The organism is Lentzea alba, assembly GCF_011067745.1.
GTDB classification, from domain to species: Bacteria; Actinomycetota; Actinomycetes; order Mycobacteriales; family Pseudonocardiaceae; genus Lentzea; species Lentzea alba.
This window is the reverse complement of the sequence record NZ_JAAMPJ010000003.1, coordinates 692996-712496: the sequence shown is the minus strand read 5'-3', so window position 1 is coordinate 712496 and position 19501 is coordinate 692996. Positions and strand designations below refer to the sequence as shown.

Sequence of the window (19501 nt, the reverse complement as noted above, 5' to 3'; positions counted from 1 at the left end):
CGCTGCCCGTTCTGCGCGGGCAGCAACGGCGCGATCGCAGCCCAGGCCTTGTCCGTCAGCTCACCACGTCCGACCACACATCATCATCTGCACACGATCATGAGAAAGATCCGCAGGACACGCCCTAGCCGCTCCGCAACGCGGACTCCAGGTCGTGGTGCAGCTCCAGCAGGTTGTCGACACCGCTCAGCACCAGCGCCCGGCGAACGAAGCCGCCACTTGCCACCACCGCGAGCCGGGTGCCCTGGTCACGTGCTCGGACGTGGTTGCAGACGAGCAGGTTGAGCCCCACCGACCCCATGTAGCCGACCTCGGTCAGGTCGAGGACGAGCAGGGCGGGTCTCTCCGCGAGCTCCGCGCCGACGGCGTCCTGGATCAGCTGTTCGGTGCCCATGTCGATCTCACCGCGCACGGCGGTGACGGGTACCTGATCGTGCATGCGAGTGGTGCGCACTGAGACGGGTGATGTTCTCGCGGCCGGCTCGGTCATGCCGACGCCTCTTCCCTGCCGGAAATGGCGCTGCCGCCACGGTGTTCGCGGTGAGTACCCGGTTCCGCCAGGGCCAAACGTGTCTGTCGACCGCTTGTGGAGGACGGCTTTCCCCAATACGGTCAGGTTATTACCGGAAACAGTCTGTCGGGTTGAGTGACCAGCTCGGTGCACACGACGCTGGCGGACGCGGTTCGTGCTGTCCGTCCGTCAGCCGAGGAGCTGAGCGGATGAAGATCGCAATGGTGTCCGAGCAGGCGAGTCCGCTTGCTCGAGACCTCGGCCAAGGCGCGCACGTCGCCGAGCTTTCGGCGGCGATGACCGCCCTGGGCCACGAAGTCACCGTCTACACCCGGCGTGCGGAGCCGTCGTCGCCCGAGCGGGTGCGCACCGGCGACGGGTACGAACTGGTGCGGGTGTGCGCGGGCCCGGCCGAGGAACTGACCGAAGACGCGGTGGTGGCGCACCTCGGTGACTTCGCCGGGTTCCTCGCCGACGAGTGGCGGCTGCGGCCGCCGGACGTCGTGCACGCACACCACTGGACGTCCGGGCTGGCGGCGGTGCTCGGTGCACGTCGCCTCCAGATACCGGTCGTGCATTCACCCCACGGGCTCGGGACGCACACCGCGCCACAACGCTCCGACGCCGAGGCCCTCGTCGCCCGCGAAGCCGCGTGGTCGGTGGCGACCAGCTCCGCCGAGGCCGCGCGGCTGCAGGCGCTCGGAGTGCGGCGCACGCGGAGCTCGACGGTGCCCTGCGGGGTGGACCTGGAGCTGTTCCACCCGGACGGTCCCGCCATCACGCGCGGCCGGTTCAAACGCGTCGTCACCGCGGACGATCCCAAGTCGGCCAACGGTTTTGGCGAGCTCATCACCGCCCTGTCCACATTAGACGAAACCGAACTCGTGGTGGTCGGCGAGGACGCTCGCACCCGGTGGCAGAGACGTGCGCGCGAGCGGGGGCTGGCGGACCGGGTCGTGTTCGCCGGTGCGGTGCCCCGCCTGAAGCGACCGGCGTTGCTGCGGTCGGCGGATGTCGTGGTGTGCACGCCGGACGCCGAGCCGTTCGGGATCCTGGCGCTCGAAGCGATGGCGTGCGGTGTCCCCGTCGTGGCGACCGCGGTGGGAGCGCTGGCCGACGTCGTGGTGCACGACGTCACCGGCCTTCTCGTTGCGCCACATGACGTCCGAGCGCTGACTCGGGCGTTGCGGCGGTCGCTCGGTGACGAGACCCTGTTGCAGGAGTTCGGCTCGGCCGCGCGGGACCGGATGGCGGCGCGCTATCCCACCGCCCGCCTGGCCGCGGAGATGGTGGCGGTGTACGAGCGGGCGGATCTGGCCGCGGCGCGCCGAGAGGGCTCCTCCATAACCGCATGAATCCGGCCGATCTGGGTACGTTGACCAGGTATGAAGCCGAACGCGCAGAGCGGCCGTGCCAGCTCGGGTCCGGGCGGCGACGCGCGTCTTCGGAGAACCGGCGACCCCGAGGTCGTGCGTGATCGTGTCGACGGGTTGTCGGTGGTGCTGGTCGCCTGCGAAGGTCCTGACCAGCGGCTGGTGATGGCGAACGAGTCGTTCCGCAGGTGTGCGGGCGTTTCCGAACCCGTCGGGATGACCACGCGCGAGGTCCTGCCGGAGTTCGAGTCGCAACGGATCCACGCCGCGATCGACCGGGTCTACCAGACCGGCGAGGCGCAGACCGCGAGCGAGTGGCGGGTGCAGCTCGACCGCCAGGACGACGGCGAACCGCGCGAGTTGTACGTCGACTTCGTGCTGGAGCCCAGTTTTCACCCCGACGGCACGGTCCGGGGCGTCACGGCGTGCGGCTTCGACGTCACCGGCCGGGTCCGGCGGCGGCAGGCCGAGGCAGCCCGGACGGCCGACGCGCGCTATCGGTCCGACACCGTCGTGGACCTGCGGGCGGCGTTGCTGCCCACGTCGTTGCCGGTGCTGCCGCAGGCGAGGATCTCCGCGCGCTGCCTGGTCGCCGCCGACGACCAGGCAGCGGGAGGTGACTGGTTCGACGCGATCGCCCGGCCCGACGGCCGTGTCGTGCTCGTCGTTGGTGACGTCGTCGGACACGGTGTCGCGGCGTCCGCGGCCATGAGCCAACTACGTGCCGTGCTGAAGCATCTTCTGTTCACCACGGCGGATCTGCCGGCCGTGCTGGCGCAGGTGAACACCTTCGCTGCCCGAGAACGCGCCCTGCGCGCGGCCACGCTCGCGTTGGTACTCCTCGACCCGCAGACCGGCAAGTTCTCCTACAGCCGTTGCGGCCATCCAGCACCGTTGGTGGTCCGCGCGAACGGCACGGCCGTGTACCTGGACGGTGCCGCGAGCGGACCACTCGGCGTGGGCCGCACTCCGGTCGTCAGAACCGGTCAGCTCGGCCACGACGATCTCGTCCTGCTCTACTCCAGCGGACTGGTCGAACGGCCGAACCGCTCGCTCTCCGAAGGGACGGCCGAGCTGGCCGCGGTGGCGTCCGACGCGGCGATGAACCACGTGCTCCCCAAAGGGGCCGCGACCTCGGCGGCCGAGCGGGTCTGTGAGCTCACCGTGGAACTGCTGACCCGCACGGGCTACCACGACGACGTCACCGCGCTCGCCGTCCAGCGGCTCGCGGAACCCGTGCCACCGCTGTCGGTGCGCCTGTGGGCGGAGCTCGGCGAACTGCCGGCGGCCCGGCACGCGGTCCGGAACTGGCTGGCCGAGCTCAACGCGGACCACCAGGACCACGAGGTGCTGGAGCTCGCCGTCGGCGAAGCCGTCACCAACGCCGTCGAACACGCCTACCCCACCGGCCCCGGCGTCGTGCACATCAGCGCCGAACTGCTCCCCGACGGCATCTGCGAACTGCGGATCACCGACGAAGGCCGGTGGCGCGCACCGGATCCCGCCTCGTCCGAGCGAGGGCACGGGCTCATGCTGTGCGAACAGCTCGTCGACGAGCTCACCGTCACCCACCCGCCGCAGCGGAGCGGTAACCCGGTCGGCGCCCGCGGCACCACCGTGACCGTGCGCCACTACCTCAACCAGCCCACGATGATCGACTCCGGCACCGCCGCCTCCGCGAACGACCGCGCGTTCGCGCCCTACCGCGCCGAAACACTCGTCCACGGCGACATGCGGCTGGTGCGGGTTTCCGGGCCGATCGACGCCGTGACCGCGGCCGTGTTCGAACGGGACCTGCTCAGTGCTTCCCGCGGCGGCGTCACGCCGATGACCGTGGACCTCTCCGGCGTCACCCACCTGGCCAGCGCGGGCGTGCGCATCCTGTACGAGGTGACCGACCAGCTCTCCGCGCACCAACAGCGACCGACGCTGATCGCTCCGGACGACAGCCCGGCGGCGCACGTGCTCGACCTCGTGGACCTCCGTCGCACGCCGTGATCTCACCGGGAAAACAGGCCTACCCGGCGGCGAAGCGGATACCCCTGCGTCATGAACACCGACGAACTGAGGCGGTTCGTCCTCGACCGGCTCGACGAGGACGAACAACGCCTGGCGGACGACGAGCTGCCGCTGCTCGACGAAGCGGAGGTCGACGGCAGGCTGCGCGTCGTGCGCTCGGACGACGGCGAGGGCCTGCTCCTGCTGCCCGGCCCGGTGCAGGAGGCCGAGGAACGGGTGCCGGTGCCGTTCGGGGAGAAGGTCGCCGCGCTGCGGACCGAGGTCGAACAGACCGGTGACGAGTCGGTGCTGCGGTTGCTGGCCGCCGCCTACGACACGCACCACGCCTGGCAGAAGGAGTGGCGATGACCAGCAGCCGTGCGCCCGAACCCGATGCGGTGACCGCCGAGAGCGAACTGGAGGACGCCGACATCGGCGGCGAGCACACACGTCCCACCGTCGCCGACGAGAATCCCGGCGGCCCGCACCGAGGTCACGACGAGTCCGAGCCCGAGGGCCGGGGCGGCGACGGCGGAATGGACCCGTGAGTCACGCGCGGGCGGCGACCACAGCCCGCCGGCCGGGCAGGAAGCCACGTGCGGCGGTCAGCAGCGTGCGCGCCTCCATCAGCTCGCCGTACTCGAGGTGATCGTCGGCGGCCGCGATGTGCACCAGCGCCTGCTGGGGAGCGTCCGGGTCCGCCATCACCGCCTGCGCCAGGCACTTGCGCGCCTGCTCGGCCTGCACCGCGAGGTCCGGTCCGGCGGTGGTGCGGAGAAGAGCGAGAGCTTCGCAGATCGCCTGGTCGAGTGCGTTGTGGTGCATGGTGATCGCCGCCTTGGGGCACAGTCGGGACACAAGGCGCCGACTGCTTGACGCTGGTCCCGGCTACCCGCTTCCCGCCCGCTCAAACCAACCCCTCGAACAAACCCCTCGAAAACAAACGCAGAGCGCCGTGGTGTTGCCACCACGGCGCTCTGCGTTGGTTCACCTCACTGACCGGACACCCGCTGGCCCGATTCGCGGGCGTGTCCGCCGACGTCCTGCGCGGCGTCCTTGGCTTGCTCGGCCGTGGTCTGCGCGGCGTCCGTGGCGACCTGCCGCACCTCCCCCGCGGCGTCGCTCACCGAGGACTTCACGTCCTCCTTGAGGTGCTGCGCCGACTCGGCCATCGCTTCCTTGGCCGGTTCGACCACGTCGCTGAAGCTGTCCGAGAGTTGGTGCACCGCTTGCTGTTCGGCGTCGGTGCGGGGCAGCACCGCGGCGAGCAGCAGGCCGCTGCCGAACGCGATCAGGCCGGCCGCGAGCGGACTGCCCTGCGTCTGCCGGGCGACCTGCCGCGGTGCGTCCTGCACCGCCTGCACGGCCTGTTCCGCGCGTTCGGCGACGACGGTCCCGGCGCCCTGTCCCTGTTCCCGCACGGCCGACGCGGCCTGCGTGGTGGTGCCCATCACTCTCTCCCTCATCGAGACCAGCCCCTGCCGCACGCCGCGAACGCGCCGCCGGGCGATGCCGCGCGGGCTCGCGTGGTCGACGAGGCGGTTGGCGTCGGCCCGCAGCTCGGCGCGGGTCACCTCGATGTCACGCCTTATTTGGTCGGGTGTTTCGCCCATTCCGCGTCCTCCTTCAGCGTTTCGACGGTGCGTTCGGGTTTCGGGTTGACGGTGCGCAGCCGGGCACGTCCGGTCGTGTAGAGGACCAGGCCGGTGACACCCCACAACGCGGCGACGACCAGCGCGGCCCAGCCCAGCGGCATCACCGCGCCGAGGGCGAACATCAGCGCGAGGCTGAGCAGCACGGTGGTCAGGTAGCCGGCGAACCCGGCGGCCGCGAGCATCCCGGTCGCCTTGCCCGCCTTGACGGCCTCCTGCCGGAACTCGGCCTTGGCCAGTTCCAGTTCCTGCCGCATCAGCTTGGACAGGTCACCGCTGAGCTCACCGAGCAGATCGCCCAGCGACTCGGTGGTAGCCGAGTCCACCCGCGCCCCTGGCGCCTCAGGGCTCGACATGCGGCACCCCCGCCGGAGGAACGGCGGGCGCGGTGCTCGTCGGCAGCGGCGCGCCGTAATCCGGTGTCACGTCAGAACGTTCGGCCGCCACCGGCACGAGTCCACCCTGCGGCTGACTCTGCGGCTGACTCTGCCGCGGCTGGTTCTGCTCGCCACCGGTCGCACTCTTCGCGATGCGTCCGACCAGGAATCCGGCCACGGCGGCACCCAGCAGGAACGTGCCGGGCTTGCGCCGGGCGTAGTCCCGCGCCGAGTCGAGCAGCCCCTGCGCACCTCGTTCGTCGAGGAACCGCGCGGCCTGCCGGCTCGTGTCCGCGGCGCTCCGGATCGCCCCGGCCGACATCGAGCTGGACGGTGCGTTGCCGGCCATGTCACCCAGCTCGTCGGCGATGCGGCCGAGCTGCTTCGACACCCGCGTCGCTTGCTCTTCCGCTTCTGCCACAACACGTTCCCGCACATCCCGGACCACGTGGCGGGCCTGTGCGGCGGTTTCGCGCGTCACGTGCGCGGCTTCGTCCCGGACGGTGCTTCCCACCTGTCCGGCCGCGTCCTTGGCGTGCTGTGCGACCTCGAAACCCTCGTCCCGGGCCGCCGTGCGCACTCCACCCATCTGGTTCTCGGTCACGGCTGACTCCTCAGCTCATCGGCGTGTCCTGGCTGAGGAGCTACCCCGGGAAAGTCACCGCAAACGGGTCGTTTCGCCGTAACCGCAACAAAGTTCCGCAAACATGACGATGGTCGTCAAAAAGCCGGCGGTGGCACGGCTTTCGCCACGCCACCGCCGGCTGCGGTATCCAGGTCAGCGCCAGCCGAGTGCCGGCGCCACGTGCACCAGGATGTTCTCGACGACGTGCGCGCTGTAGTCGGCGCCGAGCTGGTTGGGCACGGTCAGCAGCAACGTGTCGGCTTCGGCGATCGCCTCGTCCTCGGCCAGCTGCTTGATCAGCACCTCGGGCTCGGCGGCGTACGAACGACCGAAGATCGCCTTGTTCGGCCCGTCGATGAAGCCGACCTGGTCGCTGCTCTCGCCCTCACCACCGAAGTAGGCGTGGTCGAGGTCGGTGGTGAGCGCGAAGATGCTGCGCGACACCGAGACCCGCGGCTCGCGCTGCCACCCGGCCTCCGTCCAGGCCTTGCGGAACGCCCGGATCTGGTCGGCCTGCTGGACGTGGAACGGCGCACCGCCCTCGTCGAACTTCAGGGTCGAGCTCATCAGGTTCATGCCCTGCTCGGCCGCCCACACCGCGGTGCCGTTGGAACCTGCGCCCCACCAGATGCGGTCGCGCAGCCCCGGCGAGTGCGGCTCCAGGCGCAGCAGTCCCGGCGGGTTCGGGAACATCGGCCGCGGGTTGGGCCGCGCGAACCCCTCACCCTCCAGCAGCTTCAGGAACACCTCGGCGTGCCGGCGGGCCATGTCGGCCTCGGTCTCGCCCTCGGCGGGCTGGTAGCCGAAGTACCGCCACCCGTCGACGACCTGCTCGGGCGATCCCCGGGAGATGCCGAGCTGCAGCCTGCCGCCGGCGATGAGGTCCGCCGCCCCGGCGTCCTCGACCATGTACATCGGGTTCTCGTACCGCATGTCGATCACACCGGTACCGATCTCGATGCGCTCGGTCTTCGCGCCGATCGCCGCCAGCAACGGGAACGGCGAGCCGAGCTGCTGGGCGAAGTGGTGCACCCGGAAGTAGGCGCCGTCGGCACCCAGCTCCTCCGCGGCGACGGCCAGGTCGATCGACTGCAGCAACGTGTCGGACGCCGTCCTCGTCTGCGAGTGCGGGCTGTCCGACCAGTGCCCGAACGACAGAAACCCGATCTTCTTCATCGCGTGCGGAACACTTCCATCCGTTAGTTGACGTCTCAACCTATCGTAGACCAGGAACGCCGCGACGCCACCGGGCATTCCACCCGCGTCAGAACTGCTTCTCGCCGCCGTCCACGTGGAGGTTCGCTCCCAGGATGAAGGTGCTCTGGTCCGACGCGAGGAAGGCGACGGCCGCGGCGACCTCCTCCGACGTGCCCATCCGCCCGATCGGCACCTTGGCCGCGAAGCCGGCCTTGACCTCCTCGGCCTTCTCCTCGCCGACCAGGGACGCGACCGCCGGCGTGTCGATCGTGCCCGGCGAGATCGCGTTGACCCGGATCCCCCGGTCCTTGAGCTCGTTCGCCCAGGTCCGGGTGTAGGAGCGCAAGGCCGCCTTGGTCGCCGCGTACGTGCCGAACTCCGCCACGCCGTCGTCGGCTCGCACGGAGAGGTTCACGATCACCGCGGAGCCCTCGTTGAGCAGGGGCAGCGCCTTCTGCACGGTGAACAGCGTGCCGCGCACGTTGACGTCGAAGATCTGGTCGAAGTGCTCCTCCGTGGTCTGCTCCAGGGAGGCGAACCCGGCGGCGGCCGCGTTGGCGAACAGCGCGTCCACGCCCTTGCCCCTGGCGCGAACCGCGTCGTAGAGCCGGTCCAGGTCGACGAGGTCCGCGATGTCACCCCGCACCGCCGTGGCGTCGCCGATGCTCTCGACCGCCGCGTCCAGCTCGCTCTGACGCCTGCCGGTGATGAAGACGTGCGCGCCCTCGGCCGCGAGCCGCCGGGCGGTGGCCAGGCCGATGCCGCTGCTCCCGCCGGTGACGACCGCCGTCTTGCCTTCGAACTGACCCATGTCCGTCTACCTCCACAAAGTTCAGTACCGATCGGTACTGAAATCGACCATAGCACTTGTGAACCGATCGGTACCGAAGGGGTAGCCTGGAGGTCGTGACAGGTCACGGGAACACCGTCGTCGGCAGGCCGAGGGGCTTCGACGCCGACGAGGCGCTTCAGCAGGCGATGCTGGTGTTCTGGAAACAGGGCTACGAGGGCGCCAGCCTCAGCGACCTGACCAGCACCATGGGCATCACCAAAACCAGCATGTACGCGGCGTTCGGCAACAAGGAGCAGCTGTTCCGCAAAGCCCTGGAGCGCTACACCGACGGACCCGCCGCCTACGGGCTGCGCGCGATGCGGGAACCGACCGCGCGAGCCGTGGCGACGGCGTTCCTGAACGGGACGGTGCGCACCACCACCCGGCCTGAGTGCCCGGCCGGGTGCCTCGGTGTCCAGGGCGCCCTGGCCGCCGGAGACGCCGGCACACCCGCGCACGACGTCCTGGTGGAGTGGCGCAACGACGCCGGCCGCCGTCTCGAGGAACGCTTCCTGCGCGCCGTCGCGGACGGCGACCTGCCGGAAGGCACCAGCGCGCGGCGGCTCGCCCTCTACGTCATGACCGTGGCCTTCGGCCTCGCGGTGCAGGCCGCCAGCGGCGTCGGCCGCGCGGAACTCCAGGAGGTCGCCGACGCCGCGCTGGCCACCTGGCCCCCGGCCTGAGCAGTGGCTTCTCCCCCACGAGCGGCCGTCAACTACGTTGGTGGCATGGAGATCTACGACATCCCGGTCGCCACCCTCGCGGGCGAGCCCGGTGACCTGAGCGCGTTGCGGGGCAAGGTGTCCCTCGTCGTCAACGTCGCTTCACGCTGCGGCCTCACCCCGCAGTACGCCGGCCTGGAGCGACTCCAGGAGAAGTACGGCGCGGAGGGCTTCTCCGTGGTCGGCTTCCCCTGCAACCAGTTCGCCGGGCAGGAACCGGGCACCTCCGAGGAGATCGCCACGTTCTGCTCGACGACCTACGGGGTGTCGTTCCCCCTGTACGAGAAGGTCGAGGTCAACGGCCCCGGACAGCACCCCGTCTACCAGGAGCTGACGCAGCAGCCCGACGCCGACGGGACCGCGGGCGACGTGCAGTGGAACTTCGAGAAGTTCCTGGTGTCGCGCGACGGGAAGGTGCTCGGCCGGTTCCGGCCGCGGGTCGAGCCCGAGGACGCCATGATCACCGAGGCGATCGAGGCGGCCCTGCGCTAGTCGTAGTAACCCTCGACGGGCACCTTCGCCTCGTCGTACAGGTGCGGTCCGTCGGTCGGCACCGCGGGGAACCCGCCGAACGTCTTCAAGCCGCCCAGCTGGTCGCCCGAGAGCGCGAACACCACGCGCCCGAGGCCCGACCGCGCCAACGCCCCGGAGCACATCCCGCAGGGTTCGCAGCTCGTGTACATGGTGGTCCCGGCCGCCGTTTCCGCGTCCAGCGACTGTGCCGCCCACCTCGCCAGCTTCAGCTCGGGGTGGGCGGTGATGTCGTCGTCGGTGAGGCACGAGTTGCGTTCCTCCGCGAGCACCGCACCGTCCGGCCCGACCAGCAGCGACCCGAACGGCGGGTTGCCGCTCGCCCGCGCCTCGGCGGACAGTGCGATCGCGCGACGCAGATGCTCTTCGTTCACCGGAGTTCCTTTCGTACTTCAGCCAATGCGTTCCACAAGACGTCCGGGTGCCGGGTCTCCTCCGGGTCACCGACGAACGGGTCCAGCACCACGGCGTGCGCACCGTCCGCGCGCAGCCGGGCCAGGTCCGCCACGACCTGCTCGACCGTGCCCTCGCCGAGCCTGCGGTCGGCGACCGGCTCGTCGGTCAGCCTCAGCAGGATGCGCGGCGCCAGCGCGGGCCGCGGGCGCTCCTCGGCGGCGGCCACCTCTTCCAGTCGCGCCAAAGATTCCCGCCACCCGTCGGGCGTCTGCCGCAACGGATGCCAGGCGTCGCCCAGCCGGACGGTGCGGCGCAGGGCACCGTCGCTCTGCCCTCCCACCCAGATCGGGATGTGCCCGGCGCGGTAGCCCTCGTCGCGCCACGCCTCGCGCACCGTCGTGATCAGCTCGTCGGTCAGCTTCCCGCGGCGCTGGAACGGCACCCCGAGCGCCTCGAACTCCTGACGCGCCCAGCCGATGCCGATCCCGAGCACCAACCGGCCGCCGCTCAGCTCGGCGAGGTTCGCCGCCATCCGGGCGACCAGCAGCGGGTGCCGGTACGGCGCGATCAGCACGGTCGTGCCGAGGGTGATCCGCTCGGTGACGCCGGCCAGCCAGGCCAGCGTGGTGAACGGGTCGTAGAAGGGTGCCGGGTACTGCTCGGCCACGTCCGGTGTCACCACCACGTGGTCGGACATCATGAGCAGGTCGAAGCCCAGGTCCTCCACCGTCCGCGCCCACTCGCGCAGCACGGCCGGGCTGGTGCCGGGTCCGAAGTTCGGGACGTTCACGCCGATCAACACGTGATCAAGACTATGACCCGGCGCTTTGTTCGCAGAAGGGATTGTTCACGGCATCCGGCGTCCTGGGCCGTGGATTTCACGGTAGCTTCGCGGAATGACCGAGACTCTCGACGCGACCGACTGGGCGATCCTCGCCGAGCTGCAACAGGACGGTCGCGTCCCGCTCACCGAACTCGGCCGCCGGGTGAACCTCAGCGCCTCGGCCACCACCGAACGCGTCAAGCGCCTGGAGAACGCCGGGATCATCACCGGCTACCGCGCCACCGTGGACCTCGGCAAGGCGGGCTACCGCGTCCTGGCCGTGGTGCGCCTCAAGTACCCCGGCAACCAGCACCAGCCCCTGCACCGCTTGCTCGCCGAACGCACCGAGATCCTGGAGTGCCTGCGCACCACCGGTGAGGACTGCTACACCCTCAAGATCGCCGCCACCTCGATGCCGCACCTGGAGAAGGTGGTCGACGAACTGATGGCGTTCGGGAGCACGACGACGAACATCGTTTACAGCCAGAGCATGGCTCACCGGGGCGTGAGCGCACCGCCGCCGGAGACCACTCCCTGATCCCACAAGGACTTCAGCCCCAACCCGATCAGCACCACGCCACCGGTACCGCTGATTGCGCGCCACGGGACGCGCCGGATGCGGCGGCTCAGCGACCGCAGTGCGACGGCTCCGACGGCGAGCCACGTGGCGGTCAGGGCGATGTGCACGCCCGCCAGGACGAGCAGGTTCGCCGGCGTGAACGTGCCGCTGTCCAGGAACTGCGGCGCCACCGTGAGGTAGACGGCGGCCGCCTTGGGGTTCAACACGTTCGCCACGAACGCCGTGCGGGTGCGCAGCCCGCGTCCTGGCTCCGTCGTGAGCTCGGGCGGGCGGGCGCGCAGTGAGTTGATACCGAGCGCGATGAGGTAGATGGCCCCGGCCAGTTGCAACGTCCGGTACAGCTCAGCCGACCGCATGACGAGCATCGACAACCCGAGCCCCGCCAGCGTCGCGTGGCTGAGGATGCCGAGCGCCGTGCCACCGGCCACCCGACGCACGACGGCTCGCTGGGACGTCAGCGCGTGCGTCGCCATCAACGTGAAGCTCGCGCCCGGCGTGACGACGATCGGCACCATCGCGAGCGCGAACCCCACGACCGCCTCCGGCCGCACGGTCAGCCCGCGTAGTGGAACGTCGTCGTGACGACACCGTCCTCGAAGCTGTGCAACGCCATGCCCGGCGGCTGCGTCCGGTCGACCAACGGTCGCTGGTCGGGATCGGGACGCAGCGCGGACACGATGCCGGGCGCGATCAGCAGGGGCACCCCGGCGAACGACGACGCGGCCGCCGTGTGCACGTGTCCACAAAGGATCGCCGTAACGTTCCCGATCCGCTCGACCAACCTGGCCAGCGGTTCGGCGTCGAGCAGGCACATCGGGTCCACATAGGAGTGACCGATCCGCACCGGCGGCTGATGAAACGCGAGCACAGTGCTGTTCGCGTCCGCTGCGAGCGACACGGCCTGCTCGGCCACCTCGTCACGCAGTTCGCCGTGGTCCTCCCCCGCGACCGTCACGTCGAGCCCCAGGATCCGCAGGCCGCCGACGTCGAGGAACGGCACGCCCGCCAGCAACACCGGGTCGTCGTGGTTGCCCGGCACGGCGAGCCAGGGCCCGCGATCCTCCATCACGGCCCGGAACTGCGCGTACTCCTCGGCTGCCCCGTTGTCGGCAACGTCGCCGGTGACCACGACCGCGTCCGGCCGACGAGAAACCGGCAGCAGGTCCAGCACGGCGCGCAGCCGGTCCGCCCGCTCCGTCGAGCCGTCCAGATGGGGGTCACTGAAGTGCAGCAAGGTCGTCATGCCGGCTAGACTAACGGTAAATTCCGATTAACCGTTAGCTGGAGGATGCCGTGATCGCGCTGCCGGACGGTTCCGATGGCCAACTGGCGCTCGCGTTGGTGAGCACGATCGCGCACGACGGCCAGGGCGGCGTAGCGGACTTCTTCGCCGACGACGCGGGCGTGAACACCTGGGTCGCGCAACGGTTTCCGGGGCTCCCGCCACGCTCCCCAGCTCAGGCGGAACGGTTGCGCACCCTGCGGTTCGCCGCACGTTCGGCGTTCGCGGCCTCGGTCTCGCCACATCCGCCGAGCCGCGTGGAACGCAGCCGGCGAATGAGCGACGACGACGCGGCAACCGTGCTGCAGTCGGCGATCAACACGCTGGAACCCGGTGTCGCCGTGACGATCACCGACCACGGGGTCCGGCGCGGGCTCCACACCTCGGCGCAAGACCAGGCACTCGTCGAGGGCACCCTGGCACTGTCGGTGGTCGAGTTCCTCACCGGCTCGCTCGCGCCGCGGCTGCGGTCCTGCCAGGCGCCCCGGTGTGTGCGGTACTTCGTTCAGCAGCACGGCCGCCAGCAGTGGTGCAAAGCTTCGTGCGGCAACCGTGCCCGCGTCGCGCGGTTCGCCGAGCGGCATTAGCCGAACCGGCCCGGTAATGCCCGCAGCACTGCACACCCTCGAGGCCGCCACCCGCACCCAGCCCCCACGCCTGCTCGCCCTGACCAGCGCCGCGCCGTGCCCCGCCCAGTCGTGCGGTGATCAGTCGTGCGGTGATCAGTCGTGCGGCGATCAGTCGTGCGGCGATCTCCCGTCCGCCGGGTCGTGCACGTCGAGCCGCCCGCACATGCCGAACCGCTGTGGCCCCTCCGCCCGCATCACGTGCACGTCGGCCTCGCCGAGGTGCCCGATGTCGCCGTCCCGCAAGCGGTCCAGGTGCACGCCGGTGCGTTCGGCCGACGCCAGCGCGCCTTCGCGCCACCGCTTCTCCCACCCGTCCAGGACGTCCTGCTTCAGCCCCACGGCGGAGCGGTAGAAGTCCTCCAGCGCCTCGTGATCACCGGCAGAAACGCGGCGCCGCAGCTCCAGGAACCCGTCCAGGGCCAGGTCGCGGCGTCGTTGGGCGGACTCCTCGTCGCCGGCCTGAGCGTGCGCCGCGTACGTCGACGGGTCGGCGAGCACCGAGGGCGGGAACGTGAACACCGCGTCGCCCGCCTCGGGCAGGCCGCTGTTCTGCATCACCACGATCATTCGCAGGCCGCCGTCGTTGACCAGGCGGTGGATCGTGCCCGGCGTGAACCAGGCGACGGTGCCCTCGCGCAACGGTGTCGACGCGTAGCCGCGGCTGGTCAGCGTCTGCACGCTGCCCTCGCCGGCGATCACGTAGTAGCACTCCGCGCAGGCGAGGTGGACGTGCGGCGATCCTCCGCACAGCCCGTCCACCGTCGGCCAGTCGTACACGCGCAGGCCGGAGATGCCCACGCCGCCTGGGAAAGGCGTCACCACGGGTGGGCCTCCACATAGGACTCCAGGTGCTCGCGGTCCCACTCCCCGGACGCGATGACGAGCCGGTACCGCAGGTTCAGCGACTCGCCGGGTGCCACCTCCACGGTGTCGAAGAAGGCGAACGACGGGTTGACCGCCGCGAACGGGGTGCTCCGCACGAACCAGTGGGTGTTCTTGTTGTCCGGGTGGTCGATGAACAGCATCGTCGACGAGCGCTCCACCTCGTCGTGCTGGCCGACGAACGCGAGCCAGCGCGCGGCCTTGCCCATCATCTCCTGGCCGGAGCCGCCGTCGGCGGCGATGACCGTGCCCTCGGTGAACGAACGCGGGCCGCGCCAGAAGAAACCGGTGTAGCCCGCGAGCTCACGGCCGTTGGTCGTCGGGCTGCCGAAGACCAGCGGTTCCGAGCGCAGGTTCGTCACAGTGGTGGCGAACTCCAGCGTCCAGGCGTCGTCCTCGACGTCGCGCACGGTGAAGGAACGGGTCTCGCGCACCCAGTTCTCGCCGGCCTCGGTGAACCAGGACAGCGACTCGTCCACCCGGAGCTCGTCGGAGGAGGCGACCGCGAACTCGTCGTGCCGCATGGTGCCGACGTTCGGCAGCGCCACGTACCCCTGGTCGCGGACGTAGGTGACGCCGCCCCAGAAGTTCTCGCCCGACACGTCGGTCGCGGTCATCTGCACCCCCTTGTGCCAGCGGTGGTCGTGCGGCCGGAACGCCGTCACCACGTCGCCGGCCAGGGTCCGCACGGGGTGCATGTAGGGCTTCGGGCCTTCGAACGCCGGTGTCGACGGCCGGTGCACGTAGGTGAAGAGCTCGACGTCGCCCACCGACACGACGAGCGCCTCGTCGTCCTGTCGTGTGATCACCGGGCGTTCGCCCATGGGGCACCGATTCCTTCCATCGTCGCGTAGAACGGGCTGTCCGGGCCGATCTGGCCGGCCTTCACCACCGTGCCGGTGAAGGCCGAGGCGTACAGCGCCGCGATGAACTCCATGGTGGTGCGCGTGTCCGCCAGCGTCACCGGCGGCGCCTCACCACTGTCCAGCGCGTCGAGGAACGCCGCCAGCTGACCCCCGTGGCCGCTGACCGTCTCGGACCGCTCCGCGTGCCAGCGAGCCACGACGTCGTCGTGGCCAGGCGCCGCGGTGACCGTCCAGTCCGCGTCGGTGTAGCCGTAGAGGTGCTCGACCTCGACCGTGGCGCGCTCGAAGTCGAACCTCAGCTGCGAGGTCTCCCGGGGCGAGAGCAGGGAGTTGACCACCGATGCGACCGTGCCGTCGGCGAAGGTCACCAACGCCATCGACACGTCCTCGGTCTGCACGTCCCTGGCCTGCCTGGCCGCGACCGCGCGGATCTCCTGCCACGGCCCCAGCACGGACAGCAGCAGGTCGAACTGGTGGATGCCGTGGCCCATCGTCGGGCCGCCGCCCTCGCTCTCCCACGTCCCGCGCCACGGCACGTCGAAGTAGGCGTCGCCGCGGTACCAGAGCGTGTCGGACTTCGCCACGAACGACCGGCCGAGCACTCCCTCGGACAGCAGCCGCCGCAACCGGATCGCGGCCGGGCCGAAGCGGTGCTGGAACACCGTGGCGACCCGGCCGGTCGAGTTCCGCTCGGCGGCGATCAACGTGTCGATCTCGCTCAGCGACAACGCCGGCGGCTTCTCGACGAGCACGTTCACGTTGGCGGCCAGGCATTCGAGCGCCAACGGCACGTGCGAGCGCGGTGGCGTGCACACGTGCACGACGTCGAGCTGTTCCTCGTCGAGCAACGCGGCCAGCCTGGGGTGCACGCGGGGCACGTTCCACTTCTCGGCGAACGCGGCGGCGCGTTCGGCGTCCACGTCCACCACCGCGACCAGCTCGATGCGATCTCCGGCCGCCCGCAACGCCTCGGCGTGGGAGGTCGCGATCGCGCCCGTGCCGACGATGGCCGCGCGCCTCACTTCGCCGCGTCCACTTCAGCCTGGACTTCCTTGATGAACGACGCCGCCGCCGCGTCCGGTGTGGTCCGGCCGAACAGCACGTCCTCGGTGTGCCGCTTGAGGATCGTGTCGAGCGTGCTGGCGCCGTTCGGGGTGATCCTGGGCGGGTCGCTGACGGGCACGGTGTCGAGGTACTCCTTGGCCGCCTTGTCGGTTTCCTTGAGCTGACCCGCGATCGCCTCGCGGATCTTCATGTTCGCGGGCACACCGCGTTCGGTCAGCAGGATCTTCGCCGCTTCCTCGTCGTTGGCGAGGAAGCTCACGAACGCCGCGGCCTCCGCGGGGTGCTTGGAGCGCGCCGACACCGACCAGAACATCGACGGCTTGTAGTAGGCACCGTGCGCCTTGCCCTGCGTCTCTCCCGGCAGCCGCAGCAGCTTCAGCTTGGCACCGCTGGCCGCGGTCAGCGCGGTCAGCTGGGTGTTCCACCACAGACCGAACGCCGCGGTGTTGGTCGCGGTCGCCGACTGGTTCAGCCCGGCCGAGGCCTTCTCGATGGTCACCGACGGCGACGGCGCGATCCCGGACTTGGCCAGGTCCAGGATGTACTGCCAGTAGTCCCGCGCGATCTCCTGCGGCAGGACGACCTTGCCCTCCGCGTCGAACATCGCCTTGCCCTGCTGGCGCGCCCGGATGCTCAGCCCGGCCGCGTCGTTGATCCCCGGCGACTGCACGCCGAAGACCTGACCACCGCCTGCCTTGGACACCTGCTCGCCGATCTTCTTCAGGTCGTCCCACGACCACTTCGTGTCGTCGGGCACCGGGATGTTGTACTTCGCGAGCAGATCGGTGTTGACCATGATCGAGTACATGCCGAGGCCGACCGGGAGCCCGTACTGCTTGCCGTCGACGGCGCCGGTGGCGAGCGCCTTCTGGTCGAAGTTCGAGGTGTCGAGGTGCTTCTTGGACTCGTTGAGGTCCAGCAACGCGCCGCGCTCGGCGTAGGAAGCGATGTACAGCTCGTCCATCTGCATGATGTCCGGTGCGTCGTTGGCCGCCATGGTGGTGGCGAGGCTGTCCCAGTAGCCGTTCCACTCCTTGAACTCACCCTTGATGGTGATGTTCGGGTGCTTCTTCTGGAACATCTCGATGACCTGCTGGGTCCGCTTGTGCCGGTCGTCCGCGCCCCACCAGCTGAAGCGCAGCGTCACCGGCTCCGCGGTCAGGTCCCCGCCGGCGTCGGAACCGGAGCCGCACGCCGCTAGCAGCGACGCGGTCAGCGACACCAGGACCGTTAACGCGGTGCGGCGGCCAACACCTCTGAACATGACCGTTCCCTTCTGCTACTTGCCACCGGTCGTGGCGATCCCCTTGACGAGGTACCGCTGACCGATGAGGAAGGCGAGGAAGATGGGGATGAGCGACACGACGCTCATCGCGAACTGGGAGCCCCACGACGTCGCGACGGTCGAGTCGACGAACGAGCGCAGGGCGACCGGAACCGTGTACATCTCCGGGTCCGTCAGGTAGATCAGCTGGGTGAAGAAGTCGTTCCACGTCCAGATGAACGTGAAGATCGTCGTGGTGGCGAGCGCCGGTTTCATCAGCGGCAGCACGATCTGGGCGAAGATCCGCGGGTGACCGCAGCCGTCGATGCGCGCCGCCTCGTCCAGCTCGCGCGGCAGGCCGCGGATGAACTGCACCATCAGGAACACGAAGAACGCGTCCGTGGCGAGGATCTTCGGCACGATCAGCGGCAGGAACGTGTTCACCCAGCCGATCTGGGAGAACAGCACGTACTGCGGCACGATGATCACGTGGATCGGCAGCATGATCGTGCCGAGCATGATGCCGAACCACCACCGCTTGCCGCTGAAGTTCAGCCGGGCGAAGGCGTAGGCCGCCATCGAGCACGACACCAGGTTGCCGACGATGCAGCCGAGCACCAGCATCGCCGAGTTCAGCATGTACGTCCCGAACGACGGGGTGAGCGCGTTCCAGCCCTCGGTGTAGTTCTCGGTCTGCAGGCTGTCGAGGATCAGGCCGGGGCTGCGGAAGATCTCGTCGCCAGGCCGCAACGAGCTCGCGATCATCCACAGCACCGGGTACAGCATCACGAACCCGAAGAGGAGCAGGCCGAGGTGCTTGGCCGGCGTGGCCAACCGCCTGCCGAATCGAGTGTTGCGGAGATCAGTCGTCATAGAACACCCAGAACTTCGCCGCCCAGAAGTTGATCGCGGTGAACGCCGCGATGATCAGCAGCAGGAACCACGCCAGCGCGGAGGCGTAACCCATGTCGAACCGGCTGAAACCCTGCTGGTACAGGTAAAGCGTGTAGAACATGGTCGAGTCGGACGGTCCTCCCGTGCCGCCCGAGACGACGAACGCCTGCGTGAACGACTGGAACGCGTGGATGATCTGCAGCACCAGGTTGAAGAACAGGATCGGCGACAGCAGCGGCAGCGTGATCCGCCAGAACTGCGACCACCTGCTCGCACCGTCGATCGAGGCGGCCTCGTAGTAGACCGCCGGGATCTGCCGCAACCCGGCCAGGAAGATGATCATCGGTGAGCCGAACGTCCACACGTTCAGCACGATGAGCGTCGACAGCGCGGTGTCCGGGTCGGAGATCCAGCCCTTGCCCTCGACGCCGAAGAAGCCCAGCACGCGGTTCAGCAGACCTTCGGCACCGAACACCTGGGTCCACAGCACCGCGATCGCCACGCTCGACCCGAGCAGCGACGGCAGGTAGAACGCCGAGCGGTAGAACGCGAGCCCGCGCATGCCCCGGTCGAGCAGCAGTGCCACACCCAGCGCGCACGCCAGCTGCAACGGCACCGACACGAGCACGTAGGTGAAAGTGACGCGCAGAGCGTTGTGCAACCGCTCGTCGCTGAAGATCCGCACGAAGTTGTCGAAACCGATGAACTTCGGCGGCTGGATCAGGTTGTACTTCGTGAAGCCGAGACCGAAGGAAGCGAGCACCGGACCGACCGTGATGAACACCAGTCCGGCGAACCAGGGCGCGAGGAACCAGAAGGCCGCCTTGTTGTCGCGCTTGCGGACCTGGACGCTGCCGTGGCGCAGCTGACGCAGTTCGTCTAGAGCGCTCATGAACTCCTGACCCCGTCGGCTGGAAAACGCTTTCCGGAGTCTGCATCGGGCCTTCCCGAGCGTCAAGCAACGCTGTCGAACAGCATCGAACAAAATCGTCGAACGGCCCC

The 19501-nt window shown here is 69.6% G+C and carries 25 protein-coding genes; 8 read left to right on the top strand and 17 right to left on the bottom strand.

The window, feature by feature from the left end:
• Window positions 1–124 precede the first annotated feature (124 nt).
• Window positions 125–439 (bottom strand): STAS domain-containing protein, encoded by a 315-nt coding sequence (locus G7043_RS15680; protein ID WP_166046328.1) that lies wholly within the window; start codon window positions 437–439, stop codon window positions 125–127.
• A gap of 281 nt (window positions 440–720) precedes the next feature.
• On the opposite strand from G7043_RS15680, the gene G7043_RS15675 reads away from it, so the two are divergent.
• The 4 genes from G7043_RS15675 to G7043_RS15660 are packed head-to-tail and all read left to right on the top strand — an operon-like array spanning window position 721 to window position 4430.
• Window positions 721–1866, top strand: a complete 1146-nt coding sequence (locus G7043_RS15675) for a glycosyltransferase (protein WP_166046327.1) — start codon at window positions 721–723, stop codon at window positions 1864–1866.
• A 30-nt stretch (window positions 1867–1896) separates the two neighbouring features.
• A complete protein-coding gene (locus tag G7043_RS15670; protein WP_166046326.1) occupies window positions 1897–3882 on the top strand; it encodes a SpoIIE family protein phosphatase in 1986 nt (661 codons plus the stop codon).
• 51 nt (window positions 3883–3933) lie between these two features.
• Window positions 3934–4251: a hypothetical protein gene (locus G7043_RS15665; RefSeq protein ID WP_166046325.1), complete on the top strand. Its 318-nt coding sequence runs from the start codon at window positions 3934–3936 to the stop codon at window positions 4249–4251.
• Window positions 4248–4430 carry a hypothetical protein gene (locus G7043_RS15660; protein WP_166046324.1) on the top strand — a complete coding sequence of 61 codons (183 nt, stop codon included), beginning with the start codon at window positions 4248–4250 and terminating at the stop codon, window positions 4428–4430. The genes G7043_RS15665 and G7043_RS15660 overlap by 4 nt, the downstream gene beginning before the upstream one ends.
• Window position 4431: 1 nt before the next feature.
• Here G7043_RS15660 and G7043_RS15655 read toward each other — a convergent pair whose 3' ends face one another.
• From G7043_RS15655 to G7043_RS15630, 6 genes are all read right to left on the bottom strand, one after another.
• Complete coding sequence (locus tag G7043_RS15655; protein ID WP_166046323.1) at window positions 4432–4740, bottom strand: hypothetical protein; 309 nt, start codon at window positions 4738–4740, stop codon at window positions 4432–4434.
• A gap of 134 nt (window positions 4741–4874) precedes the next feature.
• Window positions 4875–5495: a DUF3618 domain-containing protein gene (locus G7043_RS15650; RefSeq protein WP_166046322.1), complete on the bottom strand. Its 621-nt coding sequence runs from the start codon at window positions 5493–5495 to the stop codon at window positions 4875–4877.
• Complete coding sequence (locus G7043_RS15645) at window positions 5471–5890, bottom strand: phage holin family protein (RefSeq protein ID WP_166046321.1); 420 nt, start codon at window positions 5888–5890, stop codon at window positions 5471–5473. Before G7043_RS15645 ends, G7043_RS15650 begins: the two co-directional genes overlap by 25 nt.
• Window positions 5877–6515: a hypothetical protein gene (locus tag G7043_RS15640; protein WP_166046320.1), complete on the bottom strand. Its 639-nt coding sequence runs from the start codon at window positions 6513–6515 to the stop codon at window positions 5877–5879. Before G7043_RS15640 ends, G7043_RS15645 begins: the two co-directional genes overlap by 14 nt.
• A gap of 174 nt (window positions 6516–6689) precedes the next feature.
• On the bottom strand, window positions 6690–7712 hold the full coding sequence (locus tag G7043_RS15635) for an LLM class flavin-dependent oxidoreductase (RefSeq protein WP_166046319.1): 1023 nt from the start codon (window positions 7710–7712) through the stop codon (window positions 6690–6692).
• Window positions 7713–7800: 88 nt separating this feature from the next.
• Window positions 7801–8544, bottom strand: a complete 744-nt coding sequence (locus G7043_RS15630; RefSeq protein WP_166046318.1) for an SDR family NAD(P)-dependent oxidoreductase — start codon at window positions 8542–8544, stop codon at window positions 7801–7803.
• 95 nt (window positions 8545–8639) lie between these two features.
• On the opposite strand from G7043_RS15630, the gene G7043_RS15625 reads away from it, so the two are divergent.
• Both G7043_RS15625 and G7043_RS15620 read left to right on the top strand, forming a co-directional pair.
• Entirely contained in the window at window positions 8640–9248 is a 609-nt protein-coding gene (locus tag G7043_RS15625; RefSeq protein ID WP_313887897.1) for a TetR/AcrR family transcriptional regulator, read from the top strand.
• A 45-nt stretch (window positions 9249–9293) separates the two neighbouring features.
• Complete coding sequence (locus G7043_RS15620) at window positions 9294–9779, top strand: glutathione peroxidase (RefSeq protein ID WP_166046317.1); 486 nt, start codon at window positions 9294–9296, stop codon at window positions 9777–9779.
• Here G7043_RS15620 and G7043_RS15615 read toward each other — a convergent pair.
• Window positions 9776–10192, bottom strand: a complete 417-nt coding sequence (locus tag G7043_RS15615; RefSeq protein ID WP_166046316.1) for a nucleoside deaminase — start codon at window positions 10190–10192, stop codon at window positions 9776–9778. The two genes, G7043_RS15620 and G7043_RS15615, sit on opposite strands and share 4 nt — an antisense overlap.
• Complete coding sequence (locus G7043_RS15610; protein ID WP_166046315.1) at window positions 10189–11016, bottom strand: LLM class flavin-dependent oxidoreductase; 828 nt, start codon at window positions 11014–11016, stop codon at window positions 10189–10191. Before G7043_RS15610 ends, G7043_RS15615 begins: the two co-directional genes overlap by 4 nt.
• 94 nt (window positions 11017–11110) lie before the next feature.
• Between G7043_RS15610 and G7043_RS15605 the strand changes: the two genes are divergently transcribed.
• The gene (locus G7043_RS15605) at window positions 11111–11575 is read left to right on the top strand and encodes an Lrp/AsnC family transcriptional regulator (protein WP_166046314.1); all 465 of its coding nucleotides are present in this window, start codon (window positions 11111–11113) and stop codon (window positions 11573–11575) included.
• Here the strand turns inward: G7043_RS15605 and G7043_RS15600 are convergent.
• The gene (locus tag G7043_RS15600) at window positions 11533–12150 is read right to left on the bottom strand and encodes a LysE family translocator (RefSeq protein WP_166046313.1); all 618 of its coding nucleotides are present in this window, start codon (window positions 12148–12150) and stop codon (window positions 11533–11535) included. The two genes, G7043_RS15605 and G7043_RS15600, sit on opposite strands and share 43 nt — an antisense overlap.
• Window positions 12151–12170: 20 nt before the next feature.
• Window positions 12171–12860: a metallophosphoesterase gene (locus tag G7043_RS15595; protein ID WP_166046312.1), complete on the bottom strand. Its 690-nt coding sequence runs from the start codon at window positions 12858–12860 to the stop codon at window positions 12171–12173.
• A gap of 50 nt (window positions 12861–12910) precedes the next feature.
• Here G7043_RS15595 and G7043_RS15590 point away from each other — a divergent pair, with 50 nt between their 5' ends.
• On the top strand, window positions 12911–13486 hold the full coding sequence (locus G7043_RS15590) for a CGNR zinc finger domain-containing protein (protein ID WP_166046311.1): 576 nt from the start codon (window positions 12911–12913) through the stop codon (window positions 13484–13486).
• A gap of 150 nt (window positions 13487–13636) precedes the next feature.
• On the opposite strand, the gene G7043_RS15585 is transcribed toward G7043_RS15590, so the two are convergent.
• From G7043_RS15585 to G7043_RS15560, 6 genes are read right to left on the bottom strand one after another with little or no spacing between them, the layout of a single operon-like run.
• Complete coding sequence (locus tag G7043_RS15585; RefSeq protein WP_313887896.1) at window positions 13637–14350, bottom strand: cupin domain-containing protein; 714 nt, start codon at window positions 14348–14350, stop codon at window positions 13637–13639.
• Window positions 14344–15219, bottom strand: a complete 876-nt coding sequence (locus G7043_RS15580; protein WP_313887895.1) for a DUF6807 domain-containing protein — start codon at window positions 15217–15219, stop codon at window positions 14344–14346. Before G7043_RS15580 ends, G7043_RS15585 begins: the two co-directional genes overlap by 7 nt.
• The gene (locus tag G7043_RS49880; protein WP_166046309.1) at window positions 15216–16298 is read right to left on the bottom strand and encodes a Gfo/Idh/MocA family protein; all 1083 of its coding nucleotides are present in this window, start codon (window positions 16296–16298) and stop codon (window positions 15216–15218) included. The genes G7043_RS15580 and G7043_RS49880 overlap by 4 nt, the downstream gene beginning before the upstream one ends.
• Window positions 16295–17605 (bottom strand): ABC transporter substrate-binding protein, encoded by a 1311-nt coding sequence (locus G7043_RS15570; protein WP_166046308.1) that lies wholly within the window; start codon window positions 17603–17605, stop codon window positions 16295–16297. The genes G7043_RS49880 and G7043_RS15570 overlap by 4 nt, the downstream gene beginning before the upstream one ends.
• Window positions 17606–17620: 15 nt before the next feature.
• Window positions 17621–18478: a carbohydrate ABC transporter permease gene (locus G7043_RS15565; protein ID WP_166046307.1), complete on the bottom strand. Its 858-nt coding sequence runs from the start codon at window positions 18476–18478 to the stop codon at window positions 17621–17623.
• Window positions 18468–19391 (bottom strand): carbohydrate ABC transporter permease, encoded by a 924-nt coding sequence (locus tag G7043_RS15560; protein ID WP_166046306.1) that lies wholly within the window; start codon window positions 19389–19391, stop codon window positions 18468–18470. The genes G7043_RS15565 and G7043_RS15560 overlap by 11 nt, the downstream gene beginning before the upstream one ends.
• Window positions 19392–19501: the final 110 nt, after the last annotated feature.